The sequence below is a fragment of the Bradyrhizobium sp. 164 genome, from assembly GCF_023073715.1.
GTDB lineage: Bacteria > Pseudomonadota > Alphaproteobacteria > Rhizobiales > Xanthobacteraceae > Bradyrhizobium.
Window position 1 is genome coordinate 176,485 of record NZ_JADPKA010000050.1, and the last position, 23,383, is coordinate 199,867.

Annotated in this window: 20 protein-coding genes; 13 read left to right on the forward strand and 7 right to left on the reverse strand. The window is 65.2% G+C overall.

What is annotated here, in order from left to right; translation table 11 throughout:
* The first annotated feature begins 12 nt into the window (after positions 1-12).
* The 5 genes from mmsB to IVB01_RS18140 all read left to right on the forward strand — a co-directional run bounded on the left by mmsB (position 13) and on the right by IVB01_RS18140 (position 5,472).
* Positions 13-903: a 3-hydroxyisobutyrate dehydrogenase gene (gene mmsB, locus IVB01_RS18120; RefSeq protein WP_247276945.1), complete on the forward strand. Its 891-nt coding sequence runs from the start codon at positions 13-15 to the stop codon at positions 901-903.
* Positions 903-2,621 (forward strand): AMP-binding protein, encoded by a 1,719-nt coding sequence (locus tag IVB01_RS18125; RefSeq protein ID WP_247494718.1) that lies wholly within the window; start codon positions 903-905, stop codon positions 2,619-2,621. The genes mmsB and IVB01_RS18125 overlap by 1 nt, the downstream gene beginning before the upstream one ends.
* The gene (locus tag IVB01_RS18130; RefSeq protein ID WP_247420141.1) at positions 2,622-3,101 is read left to right on the forward strand and encodes a MaoC family dehydratase; all 480 of its coding nucleotides are present in this window, start codon (positions 2,622-2,624) and stop codon (positions 3,099-3,101) included.
* A gap of 230 nt (positions 3,102-3,331) precedes the next feature.
* Positions 3,332-4,249, forward strand: a complete 918-nt coding sequence (locus IVB01_RS18135) for an SDR family NAD(P)-dependent oxidoreductase (protein ID WP_247276948.1) — start codon at positions 3,332-3,334, stop codon at positions 4,247-4,249.
* On the forward strand, positions 4,246-5,472 hold the full coding sequence (locus tag IVB01_RS18140; protein WP_256464573.1) for a TIGR03862 family flavoprotein: 1,227 nt from the start codon (positions 4,246-4,248) through the stop codon (positions 5,470-5,472). The genes IVB01_RS18135 and IVB01_RS18140 overlap by 4 nt, the downstream gene beginning before the upstream one ends.
* A 9-nt stretch (positions 5,473-5,481) precedes the next feature.
* Here IVB01_RS18140 and IVB01_RS18145 read toward each other — a convergent pair whose 3' ends face one another.
* Entirely contained in the window at positions 5,482-6,699 is a 1,218-nt protein-coding gene (locus IVB01_RS18145) for an MFS transporter (protein WP_247469455.1), read from the reverse strand.
* 91 nt (positions 6,700-6,790) lie between these two features.
* Here IVB01_RS18145 and IVB01_RS18150 point away from each other — a divergent pair, with 91 nt between their 5' ends.
* Positions 6,791-7,693, forward strand: a complete 903-nt coding sequence (locus tag IVB01_RS18150) for a LysR family transcriptional regulator (RefSeq protein WP_247276951.1) — start codon at positions 6,791-6,793, stop codon at positions 7,691-7,693.
* Here IVB01_RS18150 and IVB01_RS18155 read toward each other — a convergent pair.
* The 3 genes from IVB01_RS18155 to IVB01_RS18165 all read right to left on the reverse strand — a co-directional run bounded on the left by IVB01_RS18155 (position 7,690) and on the right by IVB01_RS18165 (position 11,139).
* Positions 7,690-8,769 carry a D-TA family PLP-dependent enzyme gene (locus tag IVB01_RS18155; RefSeq protein WP_247276952.1) on the reverse strand — a complete coding sequence of 360 codons (1,080 nt, stop codon included), beginning with the start codon at positions 8,767-8,769 and terminating at the stop codon, positions 7,690-7,692. The two genes, IVB01_RS18150 and IVB01_RS18155, sit on opposite strands and share 4 nt — an antisense overlap.
* A 64-nt stretch (positions 8,770-8,833) precedes the next feature.
* Positions 8,834-10,645, reverse strand: a complete 1,812-nt coding sequence (locus tag IVB01_RS18160) for an ATP-binding cassette domain-containing protein (protein ID WP_247276953.1) — start codon at positions 10,643-10,645, stop codon at positions 8,834-8,836.
* 2 nt (positions 10,646-10,647) lie between these two features.
* A complete protein-coding gene (locus tag IVB01_RS18165) occupies positions 10,648-11,139 on the reverse strand; it encodes a YaiI/YqxD family protein (RefSeq protein WP_247276954.1) in 492 nt (163 codons plus the stop codon).
* 104 nt (positions 11,140-11,243) lie between these two features.
* Between IVB01_RS18165 and IVB01_RS18170 the strand changes: the two genes are divergently transcribed.
* A complete protein-coding gene (locus IVB01_RS18170) occupies positions 11,244-12,044 on the forward strand; it encodes a hypothetical protein (protein ID WP_247276955.1) in 801 nt (266 codons plus the stop codon).
* A 149-nt stretch (positions 12,045-12,193) separates the two neighbouring features.
* Here IVB01_RS18170 and IVB01_RS18175 read toward each other — a convergent pair whose 3' ends face one another.
* On the reverse strand, positions 12,194-14,566 hold the full coding sequence (locus tag IVB01_RS18175) for a xanthine dehydrogenase family protein molybdopterin-binding subunit (RefSeq protein WP_247449236.1): 2,373 nt from the start codon (positions 14,564-14,566) through the stop codon (positions 12,194-12,196).
* 208 nt (positions 14,567-14,774) lie between these two features.
* Here IVB01_RS18175 and IVB01_RS18180 point away from each other — a divergent pair, with 208 nt between their 5' ends.
* Both IVB01_RS18180 and IVB01_RS18185 read left to right on the forward strand, forming a co-directional pair.
* Positions 14,775-15,848, forward strand: a complete 1,074-nt coding sequence (locus IVB01_RS18180) for a Ppx/GppA phosphatase family protein (RefSeq protein ID WP_247276957.1) — start codon at positions 14,775-14,777, stop codon at positions 15,846-15,848.
* A gap of 1 nt (position 15,849) precedes the next feature.
* The gene (locus IVB01_RS18185) at positions 15,850-16,548 is read left to right on the forward strand and encodes an RlmE family RNA methyltransferase (protein ID WP_247276958.1); all 699 of its coding nucleotides are present in this window, start codon (positions 15,850-15,852) and stop codon (positions 16,546-16,548) included.
* Positions 16,549-16,682: 134 nt separating this feature from the next.
* Here the strand turns inward: IVB01_RS18185 and IVB01_RS18190 are convergent, their stop codons facing one another.
* Positions 16,683-18,173: an MFS transporter gene (locus IVB01_RS18190; protein WP_247276959.1), complete on the reverse strand. Its 1,491-nt coding sequence runs from the start codon at positions 18,171-18,173 to the stop codon at positions 16,683-16,685.
* Between the two features lie 415 nt (positions 18,174-18,588).
* Here IVB01_RS18190 and guaB point away from each other — a divergent pair, with 415 nt between their 5' ends.
* The 3 genes from guaB (at position 18,589) to IVB01_RS18205 (ending at position 21,806) form a co-directional block, all read left to right on the forward strand.
* Positions 18,589-20,082 carry an IMP dehydrogenase gene (guaB, locus tag IVB01_RS18195; protein ID WP_247276960.1) on the forward strand — a complete coding sequence of 498 codons (1,494 nt, stop codon included), beginning with the start codon at positions 18,589-18,591 and terminating at the stop codon, positions 20,080-20,082.
* A 262-nt stretch (positions 20,083-20,344) separates the two neighbouring features.
* Entirely contained in the window at positions 20,345-21,367 is a 1,023-nt protein-coding gene (locus IVB01_RS18200; RefSeq protein ID WP_247276961.1) for an NADP-dependent oxidoreductase, read from the forward strand.
* A gap of 145 nt (positions 21,368-21,512) precedes the next feature.
* Positions 21,513-21,806: a hypothetical protein gene (locus IVB01_RS18205; RefSeq protein ID WP_247494719.1), complete on the forward strand. Its 294-nt coding sequence runs from the start codon at positions 21,513-21,515 to the stop codon at positions 21,804-21,806.
* A gap of 15 nt (positions 21,807-21,821) precedes the next feature.
* Here the strand turns inward: IVB01_RS18205 and IVB01_RS18210 are convergent, their stop codons facing one another.
* Positions 21,822-22,664 (reverse strand): metallophosphoesterase, encoded by an 843-nt coding sequence (locus IVB01_RS18210; protein ID WP_247276963.1) that lies wholly within the window; start codon positions 22,662-22,664, stop codon positions 21,822-21,824.
* A 295-nt stretch (positions 22,665-22,959) separates the two neighbouring features.
* On the opposite strand from IVB01_RS18210, the gene IVB01_RS18215 reads away from it, so the two are divergent.
* Positions 22,960-23,382, forward strand: a complete 423-nt coding sequence (locus tag IVB01_RS18215) for an MAPEG family protein (RefSeq protein ID WP_247276964.1) — start codon at positions 22,960-22,962, stop codon at positions 23,380-23,382.
* Position 23,383: the final 1 nt, after the last annotated feature.

The window sequence follows — 23,383 nt, forward strand, 5'->3', positions numbered from 1 at the left end:
GAGGAAACGACAATGGCCACGGTCGCATTCATCGGTCTCGGCAATATGGGCGGCCCCATGGCCGCCAATCTGGTCAAGGCCGGCCATAAGGTGGTCGCGTTTGATCTCGTCGAGGCCTCGCGCAACCAGGCCAAGGCCGACGGCGCAGGTATTGCCGACAGCGCAGCGGGCGCGGTGAAAGGCGCGGACGTGGTCGTCACCATGTTGCCGGCCGGCAAGCACGTGCTCTCCGTCTGGAACGAGGTCGTTCCCGCGATGGCCAAGGGCACGCTGATCATCGATAGCTCGACCATCGACGTCGAGAGCGCAAGGCAGGCGCATGCGCTCGCCGCCAAGCACGGCGTGCTCTCCGTCGACGCGCCGGTCTCCGGCGGCACGGGCGGCGCCAAGGGTGCCACGCTGACCTTCATGTGCGGCGGTGAGGAGAGTGCGTTTGCGGCGGCCAAGCCCGTGCTGGAGAATATGGGCAAGAAGATCGTCCATTGCGGCGGCGCCGGCGCCGGCCAAGCCGCGAAGATCTGCAATAACATGATCCTCGGTATTTCCATGATTGCGGTGAGCGAGGCATTTGCACTGGCTGAGAAGCTCGGGCTCTCGCATCAGGCGCTGTTCGACGTCGCCTCGACCTCGTCGGGTCAGTGCTGGTCGCTGACGACCTATTGTCCGGTGCCGGGCCCGGTGCCGACCTCGCCAGCCAACAACGACTACAAGCCGGGCTTTGCCTCGGCGCTGATGGTGAAGGATCTGACGCTGGCGCAGGACGCGGCGAAGGCGGCAGGTGCGGTGACGCCGCTCGGCAAGCATGCGCAGGAGATCTATCAGTCCTTCGACGCCGCCGGGCAGGGCGGGGTGGATTTTTCCGGAATTATCAAGCACGTTAGGGCGCTGGCCGGGAACACTTGATGACGACATTTCAGGAAGCGCGCGCGTTTCTGCTCAAGCACCGCACGGATTTCGACGCAGCGGTCAAAGGCTTCCGCTGGCCCGATCCGGCTCCCTTCAATTGGGCGCTCGACTGGTTCGACGCCGAGCTGGCGGCGAATGCGGACAGCAAGGACCGTCCGGCGCTCTGGATCGTCGATGCCGCGCAGGATCGGCAGACCAAGCTCTCCTTCGCGGCGCTCTCAAAGCGTTCCAACCAGGTCGCGAACTTCCTTCGCGCGCAGGGCTTGAAGCGCGGCGACCACCTTTTGCTGCTGCTCGGCAATGCGGTTCCGCTCTGGGAGACGATGCTGGCGGCGATGAAGCTCGGCGTCGTCGTGATTCCCGCGACCACGTTGCTCACCGCCGACGAGCTGCGCGACCGGCTCGATCGCGGCAAGGCGAAGGCGGTGATTGCTGCCGAGGATCAGGTCGCGAAATTCGCAAGCCTCGGTGCCGAGAGTATCGTCCGCATCGTGGTCGGCGCGGCCTCCAGCGGCTGGCTGGCCTATGACGAGGCGGCGCACGCTTCGGAGAGTTTTGCGCCTGACGGTCCGACCAATGCCGACGACCCGATGCTGCTCTATTTCACCTCGGGCACGACCGCAAAACCAAAACTGGTGCGGCACAGTCAGCGCAGTTATCCGGTCGGCCATCTCTCGACTATGTATTGGATCGGGCTGCAGCCCGGCGACGTCCATCTCAACATCTCGTCGCCCGGCTGGGCCAAGCACGCCTGGAGCTGCTTTTTCGCGCCGTGGAATGCGGGCGCCACCGTGTTCGTGGTCAACCAGCCGCGCTTCGACGCAAAAAGCCTGCTCGCCACCATCGGCCGCTGTGGCGTCACTACGTTATGCGCGCCGCCGACGGTATGGCGGCTGTTCATCCAGGAGAACCTTGCCTCCTTCAAGGTGTCGCTTCGCGAGGTCTGCGGCGCCGGCGAGCCGCTCAATCCTGAAGTGATCGACAAGGTGCAGGCGGCCTGGGGCCTCACCATCCGCGACGGCTACGGTCAGACTGAAACGACGGCACTCGCTGGCAATTCGCCGGGCCAGCCAATCAAGGTCGGATCGATGGGCCGTCCGCTGCCGGGCTATCGCGTGCAGATCAGCGATGCCGACGGCAACCCGGCGAAGGAGGGCGAGGTGACGCTGGTGCTCGGCGTGAACCGTCCCGCCGGATTGATGCAGGGCTATCAGAGTGATGACGGCAAGCTCTCCGGTGCGGAAGGCGAGCTCTATCGCAGCGGCGACGTCGTGTTCGCGGACGAGGACGGGTATCTCACCTTCGTCGGCCGCTCCGACGACGTGTTCAAATCGTCCGACTACCGCATCAGCCCGTTCGAACTGGAGAGCGTGCTCCTGGAGCACGAGCTCGTCGCCGAGGCCGCCGTGGTGCCGAGCCCCGATCCGATCCGGCTCGCGATTCCCAAGGCCTTCGTGTTGCTGACGTCGGGCGCAGAGCGCTCGCCGGAAACCGCGCTCTCGATTTTCAAGCACCTGCACGCGCGCCTTGCGCCGTTCAAGCGTATCCGCCGTCTCGAAATCGTCACCGAGCTGCCGAAGACCATTTCTGGAAAAATCCGTCGCGTGCACCTACGGCGGCTGGAGCGCGATGACGACCGCAACGATCCCCTGCGTGGCCGCGAATTCCGCGAGGAGGATTTTCCGGAGCTGGCAAAAACACGGAGTGAGACCTAAGTGAACGAAGCCTGGAAGAAGCCGCCGATTACGCTGGACGCCTATCAGGCCATGGTCGGCAAAGAGATCGGCGTGTCGTCTTGGCACCTGATCGACCAGCCCCGCATCGACGCCTATGCCGACGTGATCGAGGATCACCAGTTTATCCATGTCGACCCGGAGCGCGCCAAGAAGGAAACCGCGTTCGGCACCACCATCGCACACGGCTTCCTGACGATGTCGCTGATGTCGATCATGTCGTATGAGGTGATGCCTGTGATCGCGGGCACCACGATGGGCGTGAATTACGGGTTCGACAAGCTCCGCTTCATCTCGCCGGTGCGCTCGGGCAAGCGCGTCCGCGGTCGCTTCATGCTGACGGAGGCCAAGCTGCGCAAGGCAGGCGAATTGCAATCCCGCACCAACGTGACCGTGGAGATCGAAGGCGAGGACAAGCCCGCGCTGGTCGCGGATTGGCTCGGGTTGATCTATTTCGCCTGACCCCGCCCGTCGTTGCCGGGCTTGACCCGGCAATCCATCGCTGCTCAAAAAGGCACCCCAGAGCGGGGTTTCACCCTCTCCCCTTGTGGGAGAGGGTGCCTCGCGAACGCGAGGCGGGTGAGGGGTCTCTCTCCGCGAGCGCATCTTTGCCGAGAGAGACCCCTCATCCGGCGCTTCGCGCCACCTTCTCCCACAAGGGGAGAAGGGAAGAAGAACAGAGACTCCTACTCATGGCAATCAGGTTCGACGGACGCGTCGCCATCGTCACCGGCGCGGGCAATGGTCTGGGGCGGGCGCATGCGCTGGGATTGGCCAGCCGCGGCGCCAAGGTCGTCGTCAACGACTTCGGCGGCGCGCGCGACGGCACCGGCGGCTCGCTGTCGCCGGCCGAATCCGTGGTCGAGGAGATCCGCAAAGCGGGCGGCTCCGCGATGGCCGACGGCGCCGATGTCTCGAATTTCGAGCAGGTCACAGCCATGGTCGAGCGCGCCACCAGGGAGTGGGGCAGCGTCGATCTCCTGTGCGCCAATGCCGGCATCCTGCGCGACAAGTCGTTCGGCAAGATGGAGGCGACCGACTTCCAGAAGGTGCTCGACGTGCATCTCGTCGGCACCTTCTATTGCTGCAAGGCGGTCTGGGCCGGCATGCGCGACCGCAACTACGGCCGCATCGTGCTGACGACGTCGTCCTCCGGCCTCTACGGCAATTTCGGACAGGCCAATTACGGCGCGGCGAAATCGGGCATGGTCGGCCTGATGAACGTGCTCGCGGAAGAGGGCCGCAAGAACAACATCCGCGTCAACATTATCTCGCCGACAGCGGCAACCCGCATGACCGAAGAGCTGCTGCCGCCGCAGGCCCTGCAACTGATGAAGCCCAACGCGATCACGCCCGCGGTCGAGTACATGCTCAGCGAGGACGCGCCGACCCGCACCATCATGGGTGCCGGCGCCGGCTCCTTCGCGGTGATCAAGATCTTGGAGAGCGAAGGCATCAACCTGCCGGAATCCGAATGGACCCCGGACGCGGTCGCCGCGCACTTCGCCGAGATCAGCGACATGTCGAAGGCCAAGGCGCTGACGGGTGCGTTCGAGCAGACGCAGAAATACGTCGCGCAGGCCGCGGCGCGGGCGGGGGTAAAACTCTGATAGCGGTCGCCGTCATCGGCGGCGGTCCCGCCGGGCTGATGGCGGCGGAGGTGCTGGCACAGGAAGGCCTGCGCGTCACCGTCTACGACGCCATGCCGTCTGCTGGCCGAAAATTCCTCATGGCCGGCCGCGGCGGTCTCAATCTCACCCATAGCGAGCCGCTGCCGCAGTTCATGGCGGGCTACCGCGCGGCGGCGCCGAAGCTGAAGGGTGCCATCGACGCGTTTCCGCCCGACGCGCTGCGCGCCTGGAGCGAGGCGCTGGGCGAGCCGACTTTCGTCGGTAGCAGCGGGCGGGTGTTTCCGAAGGCATTCAAGGCATCGCCCCTGCTGCGAGCCTGGTTGCGGCGCCTGGATGCGCGCGGTGTCCGCTTCGCCTTTCGCCATCGATGGACTGGCTGGGACAACGGGGGACGGCTGCAATTCCAAACACCCGATGGAACGGCTGAAATCGCTGCCAAAGCGACGGTGCTGGCACTCGGCGGCGCAAGCTGGCCGCGGCTCGGCTCAGACGGCGGCTGGGCGACAATTCTGGCGGACAAGGGCATTGCGATATCGCCGCTGCGGCCTGCCAATTGCGGCTTCACCGTCGCCTGGTCCGATGTGTTCCGCACGCGTTTCGAAGGCCAACCGCTCAAGGGAATTGCGCTCAACTTCGGTCCGCATGGCCTGCGCGGCGAGGCCATCATCACGCGGGCCGGCATCGAGGGCGGGGCGATCTACGCGTTGTCGGCCGAACTGCGCGAGGCGATCGCTGCGGACGGCGAGGCGGTGCTGCGCGTCGCCTTGCGCCCGGACGTTGATGAGGCCGAACTCGTCAAGCGCCTGTCTGCCCCGCGCGGCAAACAGTCGCTCTCCAACTTCCTGCGCAAGGCCGCGCAGCTTTCGCCCGTATCCGCCGGGTTGCTGCAGGAGGTGGCAATCGGCACGGGCCAGTCGCTGTCGGCGATGCCGCCCGAGCGATTGGCGGAGCTCATCAACGCCGTGCCGATCAAGCTAACTGGCGTAGCGCCAATTGCGCGTGCCATTTCCAGCGCCGGGGGCATCTCATTCGATGAACTCACTGCGGATTACATGATCCGCAAGTTGCCCGGCGTATTTGCCGCCGGCGAGATGCTGGACTGGGAGGCGCCGACCGGCGGCTATCTGTTGCAGGCGTCGTTTGCGACCGGCGCCGCGGCGGGCAGGGGCGTGCTGAAACGGCTCGCCCAATTGTCGTCCTGATCTTCCCGATCATAACGTGCCGGTCCTAGAGACGAGATTCGTGAGGAGGCCCAACACGCCGAAGCTTGCTGCGACGGCGCAAACCAGGGTCCAGCCGCCATAGCTCCAGGCCAGGGAGGCCGCCGCGGCGCCGACGCCGCCACCGAAGAAGAACAGCGCGACAAACAGGCCGTTCAGTCGGCCGCGCGCTTCCGGTCGCAGCAGGTTGATGGCGCGGCGGCCGAGCGTCTGGTCGGTGGTGATGCCGACGTCGAGCAGGATCGTGCCAAGGCTCAACACCAGCAGTGCGGTGATGCGGGATTCCAGCATGCCCGCCCAAGCACACAGCGCGAGTGAGCCGATGATGAGCAGATGGGCCGCAAGGAACATCGGCCGCGCCCTGCCTTTGTCGCCCCAGCGGCCGGCGATCGGTGTTGCCGCCGCGCCAGCCACGCCAATCAGCGCGAACACAGCAATTCCCTTGGCGTCGAGGCCGAATGGAGCATCGGGCAGCCGCAGTGCGACTGCCGACCAGAACGCGGTGAAGGAAGCCATGACAAGCGATGCGGTCCAGGCGCGCACCCGCAGCACGGGCTCTTCCCGCAGCAGCCTTGGAAAGGATAGGAGCAATTCGCCGTAGCTCGCGTGTGCTGTCGTTTGAAGCGTTGGAAGATAGCGGCCAAGTGCACCGGAAAGCAGCGCCATCAGCGCGGCCGAGACGACGTAATAGGCGCGCCAGCTCCAGAGATCCGCGATCAGGCTCGCCGCGGGCCGTGACAAGAGGATACCGACCATCAATCCACCCATCACTTCGCCGATGGCCTGACCGCGACGGTCCGGCGGCACCATGGATGCGACCAGCGGAACCATCATCTGGATCGCCGCGCAGGACGCGCCGAGGATGAAGGTGGCGAGCAGCAGGAGCGAGGGCGTCGGCGCAAGTGCCATTGCGAGCGCGGCGAGGATGGCGCAGCCGAGCGTCCGCAGGATGAGTCGCCGGTTCTCGACGAGATCGACCAGAGGCACGAGCAGCAGCAGGCCGAGCGCATAGCCGAGCAATGTCAGCGTGCTGATCAGGCCGGCCTGCCACGCAGTCATGGACAGTGACCGGCCAATCAGTCCGAGCAGGATCTGCGGCGCGAACAGATCCGTGACGACGACACCGGCGGTGACGGCGCCGAGCCAGATCAGGGGCCGCTCGGCGAGTTGCCCTCGAGACCCCGGCTTGGTTACTTCGGAAATAGTCATGGATCCTCGCAGCTCTGGTGCGGGACCCTTTAAACGGAAGCATCAATATGCTACAATTCAAATAAGACTATAAAGAATATGCGAGTTGCTCATGAACACCCATGACCTTGTCGCCTTCGTCGCGGTGGTCGAGACCGGATCGATCGTCGCGGCCTCGGCACGTCTCAATCTCACGCAGCCCGGCGTGACGCGTCGCATCCAGAATCTCGAGGAGATGCTGGGGGCACAGCTCCTGGATCGGCTGTCGAAGCCGCTGAAACCGACGGCGGCGGGCCACGAGGCCTATGAGCGGGGCCGGCGCCTGCTCAGGATGCTGGACGACCTCAAGTCGGGCGTTGCCGATGACGGCATGGTGCGCGGCGAGTTCAGGCTCGGTCTGACGCCGTTCCTCTCGGAGGCAGGGTTGACCGGACCGCTCGATGCTGTGCGCGCCGAATTTCCCGTACTTGCCGTGCGTGTCGTCTCAGGTTGGTCGCCAAACCAGCTCGAACGTGTCTGTCGCAATGAACTCGATGCCGCCGCGATCTGTCTGCCTGACGGAGCCGTGCCGCCTGCCGATCTCGTTGCGGATGATCTCGGGGCGCAGCCGGTTGTGTTTGTCGTCGCGCGCGACATGAAGATTCCGCGCATCGTCGACCTGGAACGACTGTCGCAGCTATCCTGGGTGATCAACCAGGACGGTTGCGGGTTTCGCGATACGCTGAAACGAAAGTTCGATGCCGCGCATCTTCCGTTCAATATCGCGGTAGAGGCGTTGGACAGCGAACTGCGCCTGTCGCTGGTGTCGCGCGGCCTCGGCATCGGGCTGGTCACTCCGATCGCACTGAAGCACAGCGCGTTTCGTGACAAGCTCAAGGCCGTCGCTGCGCGCGACTTCAAACCCGCCGTGCGCGCATGGATGATCCATCGCGCGCCCGCCGGGCGTCTGAAGCGGCCGATCAAGCTCTTCCGCGACGAGCTGGACAGAGAGCTCCAGGCCCTGATCGGGCGTTAGCGCAGCTTTCCCCGCGCCGCGACCGGCAGTGTGCCGATGATCTCCTCGCCGCGCACCATCACGACCTCATCCATCATGTTGACGACGACGCAGACATGGTTCGGCACGATGCGGACGACGTCGCCGACGTTGGGCCGCGTGTTGCTGCGGGAGAGGTCGAGGAAGCCGTGCTCCTCGGCAAAGCGCGCGATCTTCGCTTCGGGATGCTCCAGGATCAGGCCGTGACCATCGAGGCCGCCGGTGTCCGTGGTCAGCGTCTTCGAACCGGCATCGAGAATGCCGCGCTCGGGCGCGGCGCGGCTCACCACTGTCGAATAGATGTGCAGTGCGCAGTCGTCCCAACTGGCGACGCCGGCGGCGACCTGCATGCGGTCGTTGTAGATATAGGTGCCGAAGCGGTGCTCGGTGCCGCCCTTGAGCTTGCCGAGGTTCTTCAGGTTCGGCGTGCCCCCGGTCGAGACGATCTTCGCGTCCAGCCCGTGCGCGCGCACGCCGGCTAGCGCCTCGTCGTAGAATTTTTGCGCGTCCGCCCAGCCGGTCTCGGTCGGATACATCAGGAAGCCGGCGAACTGCAGTCCTTTGGACGCGGCGATCTCCCGCGCCAAAGCGATTGCTTCGGCCGGCATCTCGACACCGGCGCGCTTGCGGCCCGTGTCGCATTCGACCACGACCGAGAGCGGGCGGCCTGATGCGGCGGCTGCCTTGGGGAGCCCTGCGACGACGGTCGAATTGTCGGCGGCCACGGTCATGTTGGCCTTCGCCTGGAGCGCGCCGAGCCGCGCCATCTTCTCTTCGCCCAGGAGATTGTAGCTGATCAGGATATCGTCGATGCCCGCATTGGCCATGATCTCGGCTTCGCCGAGCTTCTGGCAGGTGATCCCCTTGGCACCGGCCGCAACCTGCATTTTTGCAATCGTCGGGTTCTTGTGTGTCTTGATGTGGGGACGATTGGCGATGCCGGCATCATCGCAGGCCTTCTGGATGCGCGCGATGTTGCGCTCGACCCTGTCCATGTCGATGACGGCGCAGGGCGTGCCGTATTCGCGGGCGATTTTTGCGGCGAGGGGGGTGGTCATGGATGTCCTTTAGTTGGCGCGTATTCCAATCGCAAAACCGGTGCCCACTTTTGCGGAATACGCGCTATGCCTGTTCAATCTCTTCGCGGAGCATTTCAAGTTCGAGCCAGCGCTCTTCGGCAGCAGACAATTCTTCATGCGCCCTGGCGATGGCGGCGGAGGTGTCGTCGAACTTCTTACGATCCTTGGTGTAGAGGTTGGGATCGTCGAGCACGCGTTGCAGCTTGGCGATATCGGCCTGCAACGCTTCCATCTTCTTCGGCAGCGTTTCCAGCGCGTGCTTCTCGTTGAAGCTCAGGCGCCGCTTTGGCGTGGCGGCGGGAGCAGCTGGCCGCTCCTCTTTCTTCTCCGCCGAGGCTTGCGCCTTTGCCGTGTCACGCTTCAAGTCCGCGCCGCGCTGCGCCAGCATGTCGCTGTAGCCGCCGGCATATTCGATCCATTTGCCGTTACCCTCGGGCGCGATCACGGAGGTGACGACGCGATCGAGAAAATCGCGGTCATGGCTGATCAGGATCACCGTGCCCTCGTAATCGCCGAGCATCTCCTCGAGCACGTCGAGAGTGTCGAGATCGAGATCGTTGGTCGGCTCGTCCAGCACCAGGAGGTTCGAGGGCTTTGCCAGCGCGCGGGCCAGCATCAGCCGGCCACGCTCGCCGCCGGAGAGCACCTCAAGGGGCGTGCCGCGCTGTTCCTGTGCGAACAGAAAGTCCTTCATGTAGCCGACGACATGCTTCGGCTTGCCGCCGACCATGATGTGATCGCCGCGGCCACCGGTCAGCGCTTCAGCCAGCGTCGACTTCGGATCGAGGCTTTCACGGTGCTGGTCAAGCGTTGCCATCTCGAGATTGGCCCCGAGCCGCACAATGCCGGAATCCGGCTGCGTGCCGCCGGTGAGCAGATTGACCAGGGTGGTCTTGCCGGCGCCGTTCGGCCCGATGATGCCGAGCCGATCGCCGCGCTGAATACGGGTGGAGAAGTTTTCGACGATCTTCCGCTCGCCATAGGTCTTGGTGATGCCTTTGGCCTCGATCACCAGCTTGCCGGACTGCTCGGCCTCCGCGGCTGCCAGATTGGCGCTGCCGGCGCTGCCGCGATAATTGCGACGCTGGTCGCGCAGCGCATGCAGATTGGCGAGGCGCTTGACGTTGCGCTTGCGCCGGCCGGAGACGCCGTGGCGCAGCCAGTGCTCCTCGTCGACGATCTTGCGGTCGAGCTTGTGCTGGTCGCGCTCTTCCTCCGCCAGCACCTCGTCGCGCCAAGCTTCGAACGAGGCAAAGCCGCGGTCGATCTGTTTGATCTTGCCGCGGTCGAGCCAGGCGGTGGAGCGCGACAGGTTGGTGAGGAAGCGGCGGTCGTGGCTGATCAGCACCAGCGCACTGCGCCGGCTGTCCAGCTCCTTTTCCAGCCACTCGATGGTGGAGAGATCGAGATGGTTGGTCGGCTCGTCCAGCAGCAAGATGTCGGGCGAGGGCGCCAGCACGCGGGCGAGCGCGGCACGACGGGCCTCGCCGCCGGAGAGGTTATGCGGGTTCTCCTCGCCGGTGAGACCGAGCTGCTCCAAGAGATAACGCGCCTGGTGCAGGTCGTCGCCAGGCGCGAGGCCTGCCTCGACATAGGCGTGCGTGGTCTTGTGCTCGCCGAAATCCGGCTCCTGCGGCAGATAGCGCACGGTGGCGCCAGGCTGCACGAAGCGCGTGCCGCCGTCGGGTTCGACCAGGCCGGCCGCGATTCTGAGCAGCGTCGACTTGCCGGATCCGTTACGGCCGATCAGGCAGACGCGCTCGCTTGGCGCGACATTGAGCTCGACGCCGCTCAAAAGCGGGGTGCCGCCAAACGTCAGCCTGATGTCTTTCAGTTGGATCAGCGGCGGCGCCATGGTCAGCTCTGACTGGTTGCGGCCGCATCAGCGCGGCGGCGCTGAATCCGGCGCAGCGTCTGGTCGAGCGCCGAGAGGAATGCGGAACGGTCGCGCGGCGCGAACGAGCGCGGGCCGCCGGTGACTTCGCCGGCCGAACGCAGATCCGTCATGAGGTTGCGCACCGCCAGCGTCATGCCGATGGATTCCTCCGTGAACGGCTTGCCGTTCGGTGCGATCACGTCGGCACCCGCCTTGACGCAGCGGCTGGCCAGCGGAATGTCTGATGTCACGACAACATCGCCGGGCTTGGCGCGCTCCGCGATCCAGTCGTCGGCCGCGTCCATGCCCGGACCGGCGGCGATGCGCTGGATCAGGGGCTCTTGGGGCACGCGGATGAGATTCCCGGCAACCACGCTCACGGGCACGCCGTGGCGGAGCGCGACGCGGTAGATCTCGTCCTTCACCGGACAGGCGTCGGCATCGACATAGATGCGGGTGGGGGTGTCAGTCATTGGCCGCGTGGTACCCCATTCGGGCCGCAAAGGCGAGGGGATTGACCGGTGTTCCCTGGGCTCTACGATCAGCTCCGAAACAACAAGAACGGGGAACGCCAGCCATGCCGGACCGGCTCGAAACCTATCGCGTCGAAGCCTACAACACTGCAAAGCAGTCCGAGAACAAGATGCACGACGACACGGTGGCGCGCCGTTTCGGCTTTTCCGGCGGGCTGGTGCCGGGCGTCGATGTCTTCGCCTACATGATGCACGTGCCGATTGCCCGCTGGGGCCGCGACTTCCTCACCCGCGGACTGGTCGAGGCGCGCTTCATCAAGCCGGTCTATGACGGCGAGACCGCCGATGTCGATGCCACCGAGCACAACGGCCTACTGACGATCGAGGTGTTCAGTCGCACCGAGCTTTGTGCGACCGGCACGGCCACGTTGCCAGCGGCGGCGCCGGCGATTTCGCTGAGCGATTATGTCGAGGTGCCTGTTGTTGCCGAGCGCGCGCCAGTCAGTCCGGCGACGTTCGAAACGGGGAAATGGCTGGGCACGATTCCGCGTCGCTGGGCTGGACAGGATGCGGCCGACTATCTCGCCGACATCAGGGAGACCGATCCGATCTTCGCATGCGAGGGGCTCGGCCATCCCGGCCTGATCCAGCGCGTCATGAACCGCGTGCTGGTCGACAACACCATTCTGGGGCCGTGGATTCACGTCGGTAGCCGTATGCAATTGCTGGCGGCCGCGCGCGCTGGCGACGAGATCAGCGCGCGGGCAAGAGTCACCGCGAATTACGAGAAGAAGGGCCACCGCTTCGTCGAGCTCGACGCGCTGGTTGTCGCCAACGGCACCACGCCGCTGGCGCACTGCCAGCACACCGCGATCTATCAGCCACGCGAGCAGGCGGCGGCGTAATTACCGACACCGTCATTCCGGGGCGATGCGAAGCATCGAACCCGGAATCTCGAGATTCCGGGTTCGGTCCTGCGGACCGCCCCGGAATGACGAGGTGAGATTTAAGGACGGCGTCAAGCCCGGCCATGACGATCGAAGAAGCGCGGCCCTTACGCCGCCTTGGCCTTCGCCTCTTGGATCGCCCGCCACACCCGCTCCGGCGTGAGCGGCATGTCGATGTGCTTGATGCCGTACTCTGAAAGCGCGTCAAGCACCGCGTTGACCACCGTCGACAGGCTGCCGGCGCAGCCGGCTTCACCGCAGCCCTTGCTGCCGAGCGGATTGGTCGTGGCCGGCACCGGATGATCGCCGACCGTCATGTTCGGCACATCCTCGGCGCGCGGCAGCGCGTAGTCCATCAGCGAGCCCGTGATCGGCTGGCCGCTGTCGTCGTAGCGGATCTGCTCCATCAGCGCCTGGCCGATGCCCTGGACGATGCCGCCATGGAGCTGGCCTGCGACCAGCATCGGATTGATCACCGTGCCGAAATCGTTGACCGCGCTGTAGCGCACGATCTGCACCACGCCGGTCTCCGGATCGATCTCGACCTCGGCGACGTGGCAGCCGTTCGGGAAGGCCGACGGCACCGGCTCGCTGGTGTGGTCGACGTCGAGGCTGTCAGGCACGCCCTCCGGCACCTTGCCACCATGCAGGCGCTGCGCCAGCTCCATGATGTCGATGCTGCGATCGGTGCCAGCGATGGTGAAGCGGCCGCCTTCGAACTCGATGTCTGCCTCGGATGCCTCCAGCATGTGCGCGGCGGCGCGCTTGCCCTTTTCGATCACGAGCTTGGCGGCGCCCACGATCGCCATGCCGCTGGCGGTGATCGAGCGCGAACCGCCGGTGCCGTTGCCAGCGTGCACGATGTCGCTGTCGCCCTGGACGAGCTTGACGCGCTCGAAGGGCACCCCGAGCTGCTCGCTCAAAACTTGCGCAAACGGCGTCGCGTGGCCCTGGCCGTAATCGAGCGTGCCGGTGATGAGCTGCACGGTGCCGTCAGGGTCGAACACGATCTTGCCGAGCTCGGGGCTCGGCGGGGCCGTGACCTCCAGATAGGAGCCGACCGCGATGCCGCGCAGCTTGCCGGCCTTTTTGCTTTCCTTCTTGCGCTTCGCGAAATTCTCGTGGTCGGAGATTTCGAGTGCCTTGTTGAACACGGCCTGGAAGTCGCCGCTGTCATAGGTGACGCCGGAGGAGGCCGCGAACGGCATCTGGTCCGGCTTGATGAAGTTGCGCTTGCGCAAGGTCAGTCGGTTGATGCCCATCTCGTCGGCGGCGCGGTCGATCAGCCGCTCCATGTAATAGTTCGCCTCGGGCCGACCGGCGCCGCGATAGGCGCCCATCAGCGTGGTGTTGGTCAAAACCGTCTTGATGTCGACCGCCATGAGCGGCGTGCGATAGACGCTGGAAAAATTCTTGCCGGTGTTGAGCGAGAGCGGCCCCGGCGCAACGCCAGTGATGTAGGCGCCGAGATTGCCGTAGCCGGAGAGCTTGGCCGCGAGGAAATGCCCCTCGGCATCGAGCGCGAGCTCCGCATGGATCTTTTGTGCACGGCCGTGGCTGTCGGAGAGAAAGCTGGTGGAGCGCTCGTCCAGCCATTTCACCGGCCGCTCCAGCGCCTTCGCCGCGTACAGGATGCACATGTACTCGGGATAGTTGATGTTCTTCATGCCGAAGGAGCCGCCGACATTGGCGGTGAGGATGCGTACCTTCTCGTTCGGCACTTTCAGGTTCTTGGCGAGATTGGCCCGGTTGCCGGCGACACCCTGCGTCGGCACCTGAAGCGTGTAGCGCTCGGTCTTCTTGTCGTAGGAGGCAAGCCCCACGCGCGGCTCCATCGAAACCACCGCGACGCGGGTATTCTCTATATCGAGCTTGGTGACATGGGCGGCGCTGGCAAACGCCGCGTTGACCTTCTCCATGTCGCCATAGTGGTAGTCGAGCGCGACGTTGTTCGGGATATGGTCGTAGAGCTGCGGCGCGCCGGGCTTGGCCGCCTCCTCGGGGTCCGTCACTGCCGGCAGCGGCTCGATGTCGACCTCGACGGCCTCGGCCGCATCGCGCGCCTGGGCCAGCGTCTCTGCCACCACGAAGGCGACGGGATCGCCGACGAAGCGGACCTTGTCGGTCGCCAGCGGCTGACGGTTGGTCTGAAGCAGGGGCGAGCCGTCGCGGCTCTTCAGCGGCAGGCCGCAGGTGAAGGGGCCGTAGCCGGCTGCATCGAGATCCGTGCCGGTCCATACCCCCAGCACGCCCGGCATCGCCTTGGCGGCATCAATGTCGATGCCGCGGATGATGCCATGGGCATGGGTGGAACGGACGACAACGGCATAGGCCTGGCCGGGCAGGTTGAAATCATCGGTATAGCGGCCTTTGCCGCGCACCAGCGTGTCGTCCTCCTTACGTCGGACGGGCTGCCCGACGCCATATTTTTGCAGTGCAATGGCGTTTTCGAGCGCGGACGATTTGGTGTGTTCTTGCATCGAGTTGACCTGAAAAGCCGGTATTTGCGCATTTTCGCGGCAGCGGGAGACCGGACCTCACTGAAATAACCCACGGCCCCGTTCACGACAACGCACGAATGGGCATGGTCCCATGTGATGCGATGTTGCGCAGACCTGCTGCGCTGCTAATGTTTCAGGCGAAAAGCAATTCCAGATCGGCCCGATGGGTCGCGGAAAGACAGTTTGTATGAATGACCACACGCGGCTCCGCGACGGCCTTGGGCTGCACGGTGAGCTGGAGGGGTCGATGGCGGCGGTGGCGTTGGCCACTGTACCGGCCGTCGGCGCGCAGGCGCCGGGAACCGGCGTCTATGCGGCGCTGGACCTCGGCACCAACAATTGCCGGCTCCTGATCGCCTGTCCGACCCAGGACGGCTTTCGCGTAGTCGATTCCTTCTCGCGCATCATCCGGCTCGGCGAGGGCGTCTCGGCAACGGGATGCATCAGCGAGGCGGCGATCGAGCGCGCCATCGCGGCGCTCAGCATCTGCCGCGACAAGATCAATTTGCGCAAGGCGCGGCGGCTGCGCCTGATCGCGACCGAAGCCTGCCGCGCAGCCTCGAATGCGGAAGGTTTCCGCAGCCGTGTCGCGGCCGAGACCGGCATCGAGCTGGAGGTGATCGATCGCGAGACCGAAGCGGCGCTCGCCGTGCTCGGCTGTTCGCCGCTGGTGGACCCCAGGGGACGCGGCGCGATCCTGTTCGACATCGGCGGCGGCTCGACCGAACTGGTGCGGATCGAGCGCGATCCGCAAAATCCCCAGCCGCGCATAAAAGCCTGGATGTCGATCCCGCTTGGCGTCGTCACGCTCGCCGAGCAGTTCGGCGGCCGCGACGTGACCTCGGAGATCTATGCCGCGATGGAGCAGGAGGTTGCGAGTTACGTCGCGCCGTTTGCGGAAGAGCATGGCGGCGATCTCGCCGACATGCATCTGCTGGGCACCTCGGGCACGGTAACCACGCTCGCCGGCATCCATCTCAACCTCGCGCGCTACGACCGCCGTCGCATCGACAGCATCTGGATGAACGATTCCGACATCACCGCGACCATCAACAAGCTGCTCGGTATGAGCTACGAGGAGCGTGCCGGCAACAGCTGCATCAGCATCGAGCGTGCCGATCTCGTGCTCGCCGGCTGCGCCATCCTCGATGCTATTAGGCGCGCCTTTCCGCTGCCGCGTCTCCGCGTCGCCGATCGGGGCCTGCGCGAAGGCATGCTGGTCGAGATGATGCGCGAGGACGGCGCTCTCAGGAGCTGGTGAGATGGCCAAGGACACCACCGGCCGCTTGCACGTCCAAGTCAAGACCAAGGTCAAGACCGGCGGCAAGCGCAAGCTCTCGTCGAAGCTGTGGCTGGAGCGGCAGCTCAACGATCCCTATGTCGCGAAAGCCAAGGCGGCGGGCTATCGCTCGCGCGCGGCGTTCAAGCTCTTGGAGATCGACGACAAGTTCCGTCTTCTCAAGCCAGGCCTGGCCGTGGTCGATCTCGGCGCCGCGCCCGGCGGCTGGAGCCAGATCGCGGCCAAGCGCGTCGGCTCCGCGGAAGGCAAGGGCAAGGTCGTTGCGATCGACCTGCTGGAGATGCCGGAGATCCCGGGCGTCGATTTCGCGCAGCTCGACTTCATGGACAATGACGCCCCCGAGAAGCTCACCGCGATGCTGGGCGGCGGCGCCGACGTCGTGATGTCCGACATGGCGGCCAACACCACCGGCCACCGCAAGACCGACCAGCTCCGCATCGTCGGTCTCGTCGAGACCGCGGCGGCCTTTGCCTGCGACGTGCTCAAGCCCGGCGGCAGTTTCCTGGCAAAGACCTTCCAGAGCGGTGCCGACGCCGATCTGCTCGCCCAGCTCAAGCGCGATTTCACCGCCGTGCGTCACGTCAAGCCGGCCGCGAGCCGCCAGGATTCCTCGGAACGCTACGTGCTGGCGACGGGGTTTCGGGGCGAGGCGAAGGCGTAACCACAAGCGCTGTCATTCCGGGGCGCCTCGAAGAGGCGAGCCGGGAATCCATTTCTCCTCGCGCTCCGCGGCACAATAAATTCCGGAGATTCCGGGCTCGATGCTACGCATCGCCCCGGAATGACCGAAGGAACTCACCCCAGCCGCTGATCCCGCACGTCCTGGGTATCCTCGCTCGCCGCCTTGAGCGCTGCCTTCTCTGCGCCCTTGCCGGCACCTTTGCGGCTTGCGATCTCCGCCGCCTTGCGGCCGGAGATCTCGTGACCGGCGTCAGCGGGCATCTGCCAGAAGAACCAGCTCGAGGCCGCCGAGGTCAGCGCGACCACGACAAAGGCCGGCGCGAACACGGTGGCGTTGAGCTCGCTGACATGACTGAACCACATGGTCGTCTCGACACAGGCCGCGCCGACGGCGACGCCGGCAGAGACCGCGAGCTGCTGGTTGACGCTGACCAGCGTGGTGGCCCGGCTCATCTGGGCGGTCTCGACATCGGCATAGGCGACCGTGTTGATGGCGGTGAACTCCAGCGAGCGGAAGAAGCCGCCGACCACCAGGATCACCATGATGATGAGCAGCGGCGTCGTCACCGTGAACAGCGCGCAGACGCCGAGGAAGAATGCGCTGATGATCGCGTTCACCGTCATCAGATTGCGGAAGCCAAAGGCGCGGATGATGCGCGCCGCCAGCGTCTTCATGCCCATGGCGCCGAGCGAGGAGGCGAAGGTGACGAGGCCGGAGTGGAACGGCGACAGGCCGAAGCCGATCTGCATCAGGAGCGGCAGCAGGAAGGGCAGCGCGCCGATGCCGAGCCGGAACATGAAGCCGCCGAGCACGGCCGCGCGTAGCGTCGGCAGCTTCAGCAGCGAAAAATCCAGCACCGGCGATCCCGTCCGCCTTGCGTGGATGACGTAGAGCGCCATCGAGATCGCGCCGCCCACCACCAGCGCGGCAACCGTGCTCCAGGGCAGCAGGTTGAGCCCGGCGACGGAGAGACCAAACGCGATGCCGGCCAGTCCGATGCCCGCCAGCATCATGCCGTAGAGGTCGAATGGTTCCTGAGTCTCGCTCTTGATGGGATCGATGAAGCGCAGCGCCATGAAGATGCCGAGCAGCCCGATCGGGATGTTGATCAGGAAGATCCAGTGCCAGGAGGCGTAGGTGGTGATGAAGCCGCCGAGCGGCGGGCCGATCACCGGGCCGATCAGGGCAGGGACCGTCACCCAGGCCATCGCGTTGACCAGCGCGCTCTTGTCGACCGAACGCAGCAGCACGAGACGCCCGACCGGCGTCATCATGGCCCCGCCCATTCCTTGCAGGATGCGCGCGAACACGAAATCGGTGACCGAGGTCGAGAGCGCGCAGCCGACCGAGCCGACCATGAACACGCCGACCGCGATCGCGAACACCATGCGCGCGCCGAAGCGGTCGGCGGTCCAACCGCTCGCCGGGATGAACACTGCCAGCGACAGCAGATAGGAGGTGATCGCGAGCTTCAGCGTCAGGGGACTGGTGCCGATGTCGGCCGCGATCGCCGGCAGCGAGGTGGCGATCACCGTCGAGTCCATGTTCTCCATGAAGAGAGCAGTGGCCACGATCAGCGGAATGACGCGTTGCTTGTCGACCATGACGGATTGGTAATGAAAATCGGAAGGAAGAGTGGACTTGCGGCTTATCACCCCCGTCAGGCCGGGACCATTGCGCAACAACGCATAGCACCTAAATCCCGCGTAACGGTGTGACCCGCTTCAACGGTTGCACCCCGGGGAGTCGCGCTCCCTCGTCATTGCCGGTCCCCTTCTGGCGCCAGCCCGGAATGACGGTGGGTGGGGGCGCGCACAGGCTATCCCCGCTGAATCTGCCCAAAAAGCCTGTGCATGGCTGGCCGGCGGTCCGAATTGCTTTGATTCGTCACGCGGCCGTGCTATCGACCCGCGTCAACCCCACCGATGGGCTCCGATTCTCCGGCGATGCCGCAAGGCACGCCGAGGGCGGCGCTCATCCATAGCTATTTGCGGCAGGGCCGCAGGAAGGAGTTGGCAGATGGCCACGGTGCAACTTCAAGGCATTCGCGAAGCCTTCACGTTCGACGACGTGCTGTTGAAGCCGGGCCTGTCGGACGTCATGCCGGGCGAGGTCGACATCCGTTCCCGCGTCACCCGCGCCATTCCGCTCAACATCCCGATCATGGCCTCCGCCATGGACACCGTCACGGAGGCGCGGATGGCGATCGCCATGGCGCAGGCCGGCGGCCTCGGCGTCATCCATCGCAATTTCGATCCCGACGGGCAGGCTGCCCAGGTGCGGCAGGTCAAGCGCTACGAGTCGGGTATGGTGGTGAACCCGCTCACCATCAGCCCCGAGGCGACGCTCGACGACGCACTCAAGCTGATGAGCGATCACGGCATCTCCGGCATTCCCGTCGTCACCGGCGCCGGCAAGTCCACGCCGGGCAAGCTGGTCGGCATTCTCACCAACCGCGACGTGCGGTTTGCGACCAACCGGCAGCAGAAAATCTCCGAGCTGATGACGCACGAAAATCTCGTCACGGTGCGCGAGAATGTCAGCCAGGACGAGGCGCGGCGGATGCTGCACCAGCATCGCATCGAGAAGCTGCTCGTGGTCGACGAGCAATATCGCTGCGTCGGGCTCATCACCGTAAAGGACATGGAAAAGGCGGTGGCCCATCCGCTCGCCTGCAAGGATGCGCAGGGCCGCCTGCGTGTTGCTGCTGCCACCACTGTCGGCGACACCGGCTTCGAGCGCACCGAGCGCCTGATCGATGCCGGCGTCGACCTCGTCGTCGTCGACACCGCGCACGGCCATTCCCGCCACGTGCTGCACGCCGTCAACCGCATCAAGCGTCTCTCCAATTCCGTGCAGGTCGTTGCCGGCAACGTTGCCACCACCGAAGGCGCGCAGGCACTGATCGACGCGGGTGCGGATTGCATCAAGGTCGGCATCGGCCCGGGCTCGATCTGCACCACGCGCATCGTCGCCGGCGTCGGCGTGCCGCAGCTCACCGCGATCATGGATGCGGTGGAAGCTGCGAAGAAGTCCGACATTCCGGTGATCGCCGACGGTGGCATCAAGTTCTCCGGCGATCTCGCCAAGGCGCTTGCCGCCGGCGCCGACATCGCCATGGTCGGCTCGCTGCTCGCCGGCACCGACGAGACGCCGGGCGAAGTGTTTTTGTGGCAGGGCCGCTCCTACAAGGCCTATCGCGGCATGGGCTCGGTCGGCGCGATGGCGCGCGGCTCGGCCGATCGCTACTTCCAGCAGGACATCAAGGACGCGCTCAAGCTCGTGCCTGAGGGCATCGAGGGCCAGGTACCCTACAAAGGCCCGGTCGGTAACGTCATGCACCAGCTCGCCGGCGGCTTGCGCGCCGCGATGGGCTATGTCGGTGCGCGCGACATGAAGGAGCTGCACCAGAAGGCCCAGTTCGTCCGCATCACCGGCGCGGGCCTGCGCGAAAGCCACGTCCACGACGTCACCATTACGCGCGAAGCACCGAACTATCCGGGCGGGGGTTAGTCGTTTTCGCTCTCGTGCCCCGGATGCAGCGCAGCGCTCTTTCAGCGGTGCGCTGCAGAGCCGGGGCCCAGTGTTCTTCCATACTGGGCAATCATCCGTGCTGCGTGGGTCCCAGCTCTGCGCAGCAGGGCAAGAGCGCTGCAGCGCGTCCGGGACACGAGAACGGCGCATGCCTCCCCGACCATCCCTCCACTGCTTTTGTATTGACGCGCCTCGCTCCCTCCGCTTCGCTCGCAACGAAGAAACTCCGGAGGAAGCCATCATGTCCCAAGGCAAACGCATCGTTCTCGCCGCGCGTCCCGTCGGCGAACCCAAGCCGTCTGATTTTCGTCTGGAGGATTTCGCGGTGCCGACGCCTGCGGCAGGCGAGGTCCTGCTGCGCACGATCTGGCTGTCGCTTGATCCCTATATGCGCGGGCGCATGAGCGAGGGGCCATCCTACGCCGCACCGGTGCCGATCGGCGGCGTGATGGAAGGCGAGGCGGTCAGCGAGGTCGCGGCGTCCAACAATCCGGATTTCGCGGTAGGCAATATCGTGCGCATCCGCTCCGGCTGGCAGACCCACGCAATCTCGAACGGCAAAGGATTGATCAAGGTCGATCCCAAGCTCGGCCCGATCTCGACGTCGATCGGCGTGCTCGGCATGCCCGGCATGACCGCCTATACGGGCCTGCTCGACATCGGCAAGCCGCAACCCGGCGAGACCGTCGTCGTCGCCGGCGCCTCAGGTGCGGTCGGCTCGGCCGTCGGCCAGATCGCGAAGATCAAGGGCGCGCGCGCGGTCGGCATCGCCGGCGGCAAGGACAAGTGTGATTACGTCGTCAAGGAGCTCGGCTTCGATGCCTGCATCGATCACCGCAGCCCCGATCTCGCGGCCAAGCTCAAGGACGCCTGCCCGAAGGGCATCGACGTCTATTTCGAGAATGTCGGCGGCGCGGTGTTCGAGGCGGTGTTCCCGCTGCTCAACCCCTTCGCGCGCGTGCCGGTCTGCGGCCTGATCGCGCATTACAACGACACCGAGGCCAAGCCGCCAAAATGGGCCGCATCCTTGATGCGCGCGACCCTGACCAAGCGCCTGACCTTCCGCGGCTTCATCGTCTCCGACTTCGCCGCGCGCCATGGCGATTTCCTGCGCGACATGTCGGCCTGGGTCCGCGAGGGCAAGGTGAAATACAAGGAGTTCGTCACCGAGGGCCTGGAGAGCGCGCCCGGCGCCTTCATGGGCCTCTTGAAGGGCGCCAATTTCGGCAAGCAGCTGGTGCGGGTCGGACCGGACAAGGTCTAGCTGCGCCGGGGCCACACGCCGGCGGGTATGGTTAAGAAAGAGTCACCAAATGGTCACACCTGGCGGCAAAAGCCGCAGGTGTGACCGGTGTTCATTGACCCCGAGGTGAAGGCATTGAATCATCGCGCATATTTTAGGTGCTGCGATGTTAGAGATTGGTATTTTCTGCGTAATCGTGCTGGCAGCCGGCTATTGGGCGACCATGTTCGTCATGGGCCGGCGCGACGACGTCATCCATGGCAAATTCGTGCATGTCGACGAGGAGGGCGATTTCATTCGTCCAGCGCTGCCGGCGCTGCCGCCGCCATTCCCGAAGCGTCCGGTCAAAGCCGCCCGGCCGGCCAGGGTCCAGCCTGCCAAGGATCCCACGGCCAAGACGGTCAACAGCGAGGCGCTGCAATCCTTGCTGGCCGCGATCCAGCAGGACCTCGTCGCCTGAGCCGTCAAGCACGCATTAGTGCTCGTCGCCCATCTGGGCGAGGAGCTCCTCGATGTCGACATCGACCTGGCCCGCGGCCCTGACGTGGCGGACCTCAAAACTATCGGGCTGGAAACGATACTCGACGAGGCCGACTTCCTTGATCGCGATCCGGTCCTGTCGCGCATCGTTGATGACGAAGCCGGCCGACGGCGCCCAGACATGGCGGGTGTGACGATGGGTGAAGTCGCGCCGCTGGTGCACATGACCGCTGGCGATGAGGCGGAGATCGACGCGCTCAAACATCTCGATCAGTCGCGCCCGGGCCGGCTGCGGCACATAGCGGATCGCGGTTTCCGGCGTTTCGGGATCTTCCGGCAGGTTGAGAAACAGCGGCTTGTGCAGGAACAGCGCGACCGGCTTTCCAGTGGTGCGCGCGATCTCGCGGGCCAGCCATTCGAATTGTTCGGCCTCCAAGGCGAGCCCTGAATTCATGACAAGTGAATTGAGGCCGATGAAGCACCAGCCGGCAGCCTCGAACGCCCAATGGTCCTCGCCGATGATGTCGCAGAATTGCCGGCGGTGCGCCTCGCTGACCGGCGGCTTCGGCGCCGGTCCAATCATGGTTGGATTGTCGCCGATGTCGTGATTGCCGGGGAGATAGCGGCAGGCGACGGGCAGGGCATCGTGCAGGCTTTTCGCGAATGCGACATCGTCCACGCCGGTCGGACCGTCGAACGAGACATCGCCGGTATTGACGACGAGGTCGGGCCTGATGGCGTCGATGTGCTCGCTGACGCGGTGGAAGTTGGCGATCAGGCCGGGAAAGCGCCGGCCGAGATGGGTGTCGGAAATCTGCGTGAGGCGAAATTCGGACATGCGTTCATCATACCGGTTCTCACGCGTCGGAACCATGACGGTGCGGGCATGCGTCGCAACGAACAAAGTTTAAAGCACGCGATAGCGGATCGTGTAGCCGTCCTGCGGGGCGACGGCGCCGGCGGAGCGGCGAGGCGATGCGGCCTCTCGCCTGGCGGCCCGCGGGCACCGAAATCGCCTTAACGATCGACATTTGATCGCGAGAGCGGGAACACGGGTTCAAGTCGTTCATTGTCAGCGCCAAAACTCGCAGCTAATGACGGTCGGCGGCATTTCGCCTTCCGGGAAAGTTCCGATGTCTGTTCAGATGGTCCTGCTGCCGGTCTTCGTGCAGGTCGCTCTCACCTTCGCGCTCTTGATCGGCATGGTCGTCGCGCGCCGCAAGACGCTGGTTTCGGGCGAGACCAAGATCCGCGACATTGCACTCGGCGAGCCGAACTGGCCGAAGGGCGCCACACAAATCGCCAATTGCTACCGCAACCAGTTCGAACTGCCGGTGCTGTTCTACGTCCTGATCGCACTGGCATTGCCGCTGCGCCGTGCCGATCTCTTCATCGTGCTGATGTCCTGGGTGTTCGTGGTGACGCGCTTTGCCCATGCCGGCGTTTTCGTCTCCTCCAACGATCTCGGCCGGCGCTCCACGGTCTGGCTTGCCGGCGCGCTGGTGCTGTTGGCGATGTGGATCTATTTCGCGCTGAAGCTGCTCTTGCTGATCTAGG

Excerpts from the sequence above, each read along its gene's own strand:
- mmsB (WP_247276945.1), top strand. The coding sequence starts at position 13 with ATGGCCACGGTCGCATTCATCGGTCTCGGCAATATGGGCGGCCCCATG.
- IVB01_RS18125 (WP_247494718.1), top strand. The coding sequence starts at position 903 with ATGACGACATTTCAGGAAGCGCGCGCGTTTCTGCTCAAGCACCGCACG.
- IVB01_RS18135 (WP_247276948.1), top strand. The coding sequence starts at position 3,332 with ATGGCAATCAGGTTCGACGGACGCGTCGCCATCGTCACCGGCGCGGGC.
- IVB01_RS18145 (WP_247469455.1), bottom strand. The coding sequence starts at position 6,699 with ATGACTATTTCCGAAGTAACCAAGCCGGGGTCTCGAGGGCAACTCGCC.
- IVB01_RS18150 (WP_247276951.1), top strand. The coding sequence starts at position 6,791 with ATGAACACCCATGACCTTGTCGCCTTCGTCGCGGTGGTCGAGACCGGA.
- IVB01_RS18155 (WP_247276952.1), bottom strand. The coding sequence starts at position 8,769 with ATGACCACCCCCCTCGCCGCAAAAATCGCCCGCGAATACGGCACGCCC.
- IVB01_RS18160 (WP_247276953.1), bottom strand. The coding sequence starts at position 10,645 with ATGGCGCCGCCGCTGATCCAACTGAAAGACATCAGGCTGACGTTTGGC.
- IVB01_RS18165 (WP_247276954.1), bottom strand. The coding sequence starts at position 11,139 with ATGACTGACACCCCCACCCGCATCTATGTCGATGCCGACGCCTGTCCG.
- IVB01_RS18170 (WP_247276955.1), top strand. The coding sequence starts at position 11,244 with ATGCCGGACCGGCTCGAAACCTATCGCGTCGAAGCCTACAACACTGCA.
- IVB01_RS18175 (WP_247449236.1), bottom strand. The coding sequence starts at position 14,566 with ATGCAAGAACACACCAAATCGTCCGCGCTCGAAAACGCCATTGCACTG.
- IVB01_RS18180 (WP_247276957.1), top strand. The coding sequence starts at position 14,775 with ATGAATGACCACACGCGGCTCCGCGACGGCCTTGGGCTGCACGGTGAG.
- IVB01_RS18185 (WP_247276958.1), top strand. The coding sequence starts at position 15,850 with ATGGCCAAGGACACCACCGGCCGCTTGCACGTCCAAGTCAAGACCAAG.
- IVB01_RS18190 (WP_247276959.1), bottom strand. The coding sequence starts at position 18,173 with ATGGTCGACAAGCAACGCGTCATTCCGCTGATCGTGGCCACTGCTCTC.
- guaB (WP_247276960.1), top strand. The coding sequence starts at position 18,589 with ATGGCCACGGTGCAACTTCAAGGCATTCGCGAAGCCTTCACGTTCGAC.
- IVB01_RS18200 (WP_247276961.1), top strand. The coding sequence starts at position 20,345 with ATGTCCCAAGGCAAACGCATCGTTCTCGCCGCGCGTCCCGTCGGCGAA.
- IVB01_RS18205 (WP_247494719.1), top strand. The coding sequence starts at position 21,513 with ATGTTAGAGATTGGTATTTTCTGCGTAATCGTGCTGGCAGCCGGCTAT.
- IVB01_RS18210 (WP_247276963.1), bottom strand. The coding sequence starts at position 22,664 with ATGTCCGAATTTCGCCTCACGCAGATTTCCGACACCCATCTCGGCCGG.
- IVB01_RS18215 (WP_247276964.1), top strand. The coding sequence starts at position 22,960 with ATGTCTGTTCAGATGGTCCTGCTGCCGGTCTTCGTGCAGGTCGCTCTC.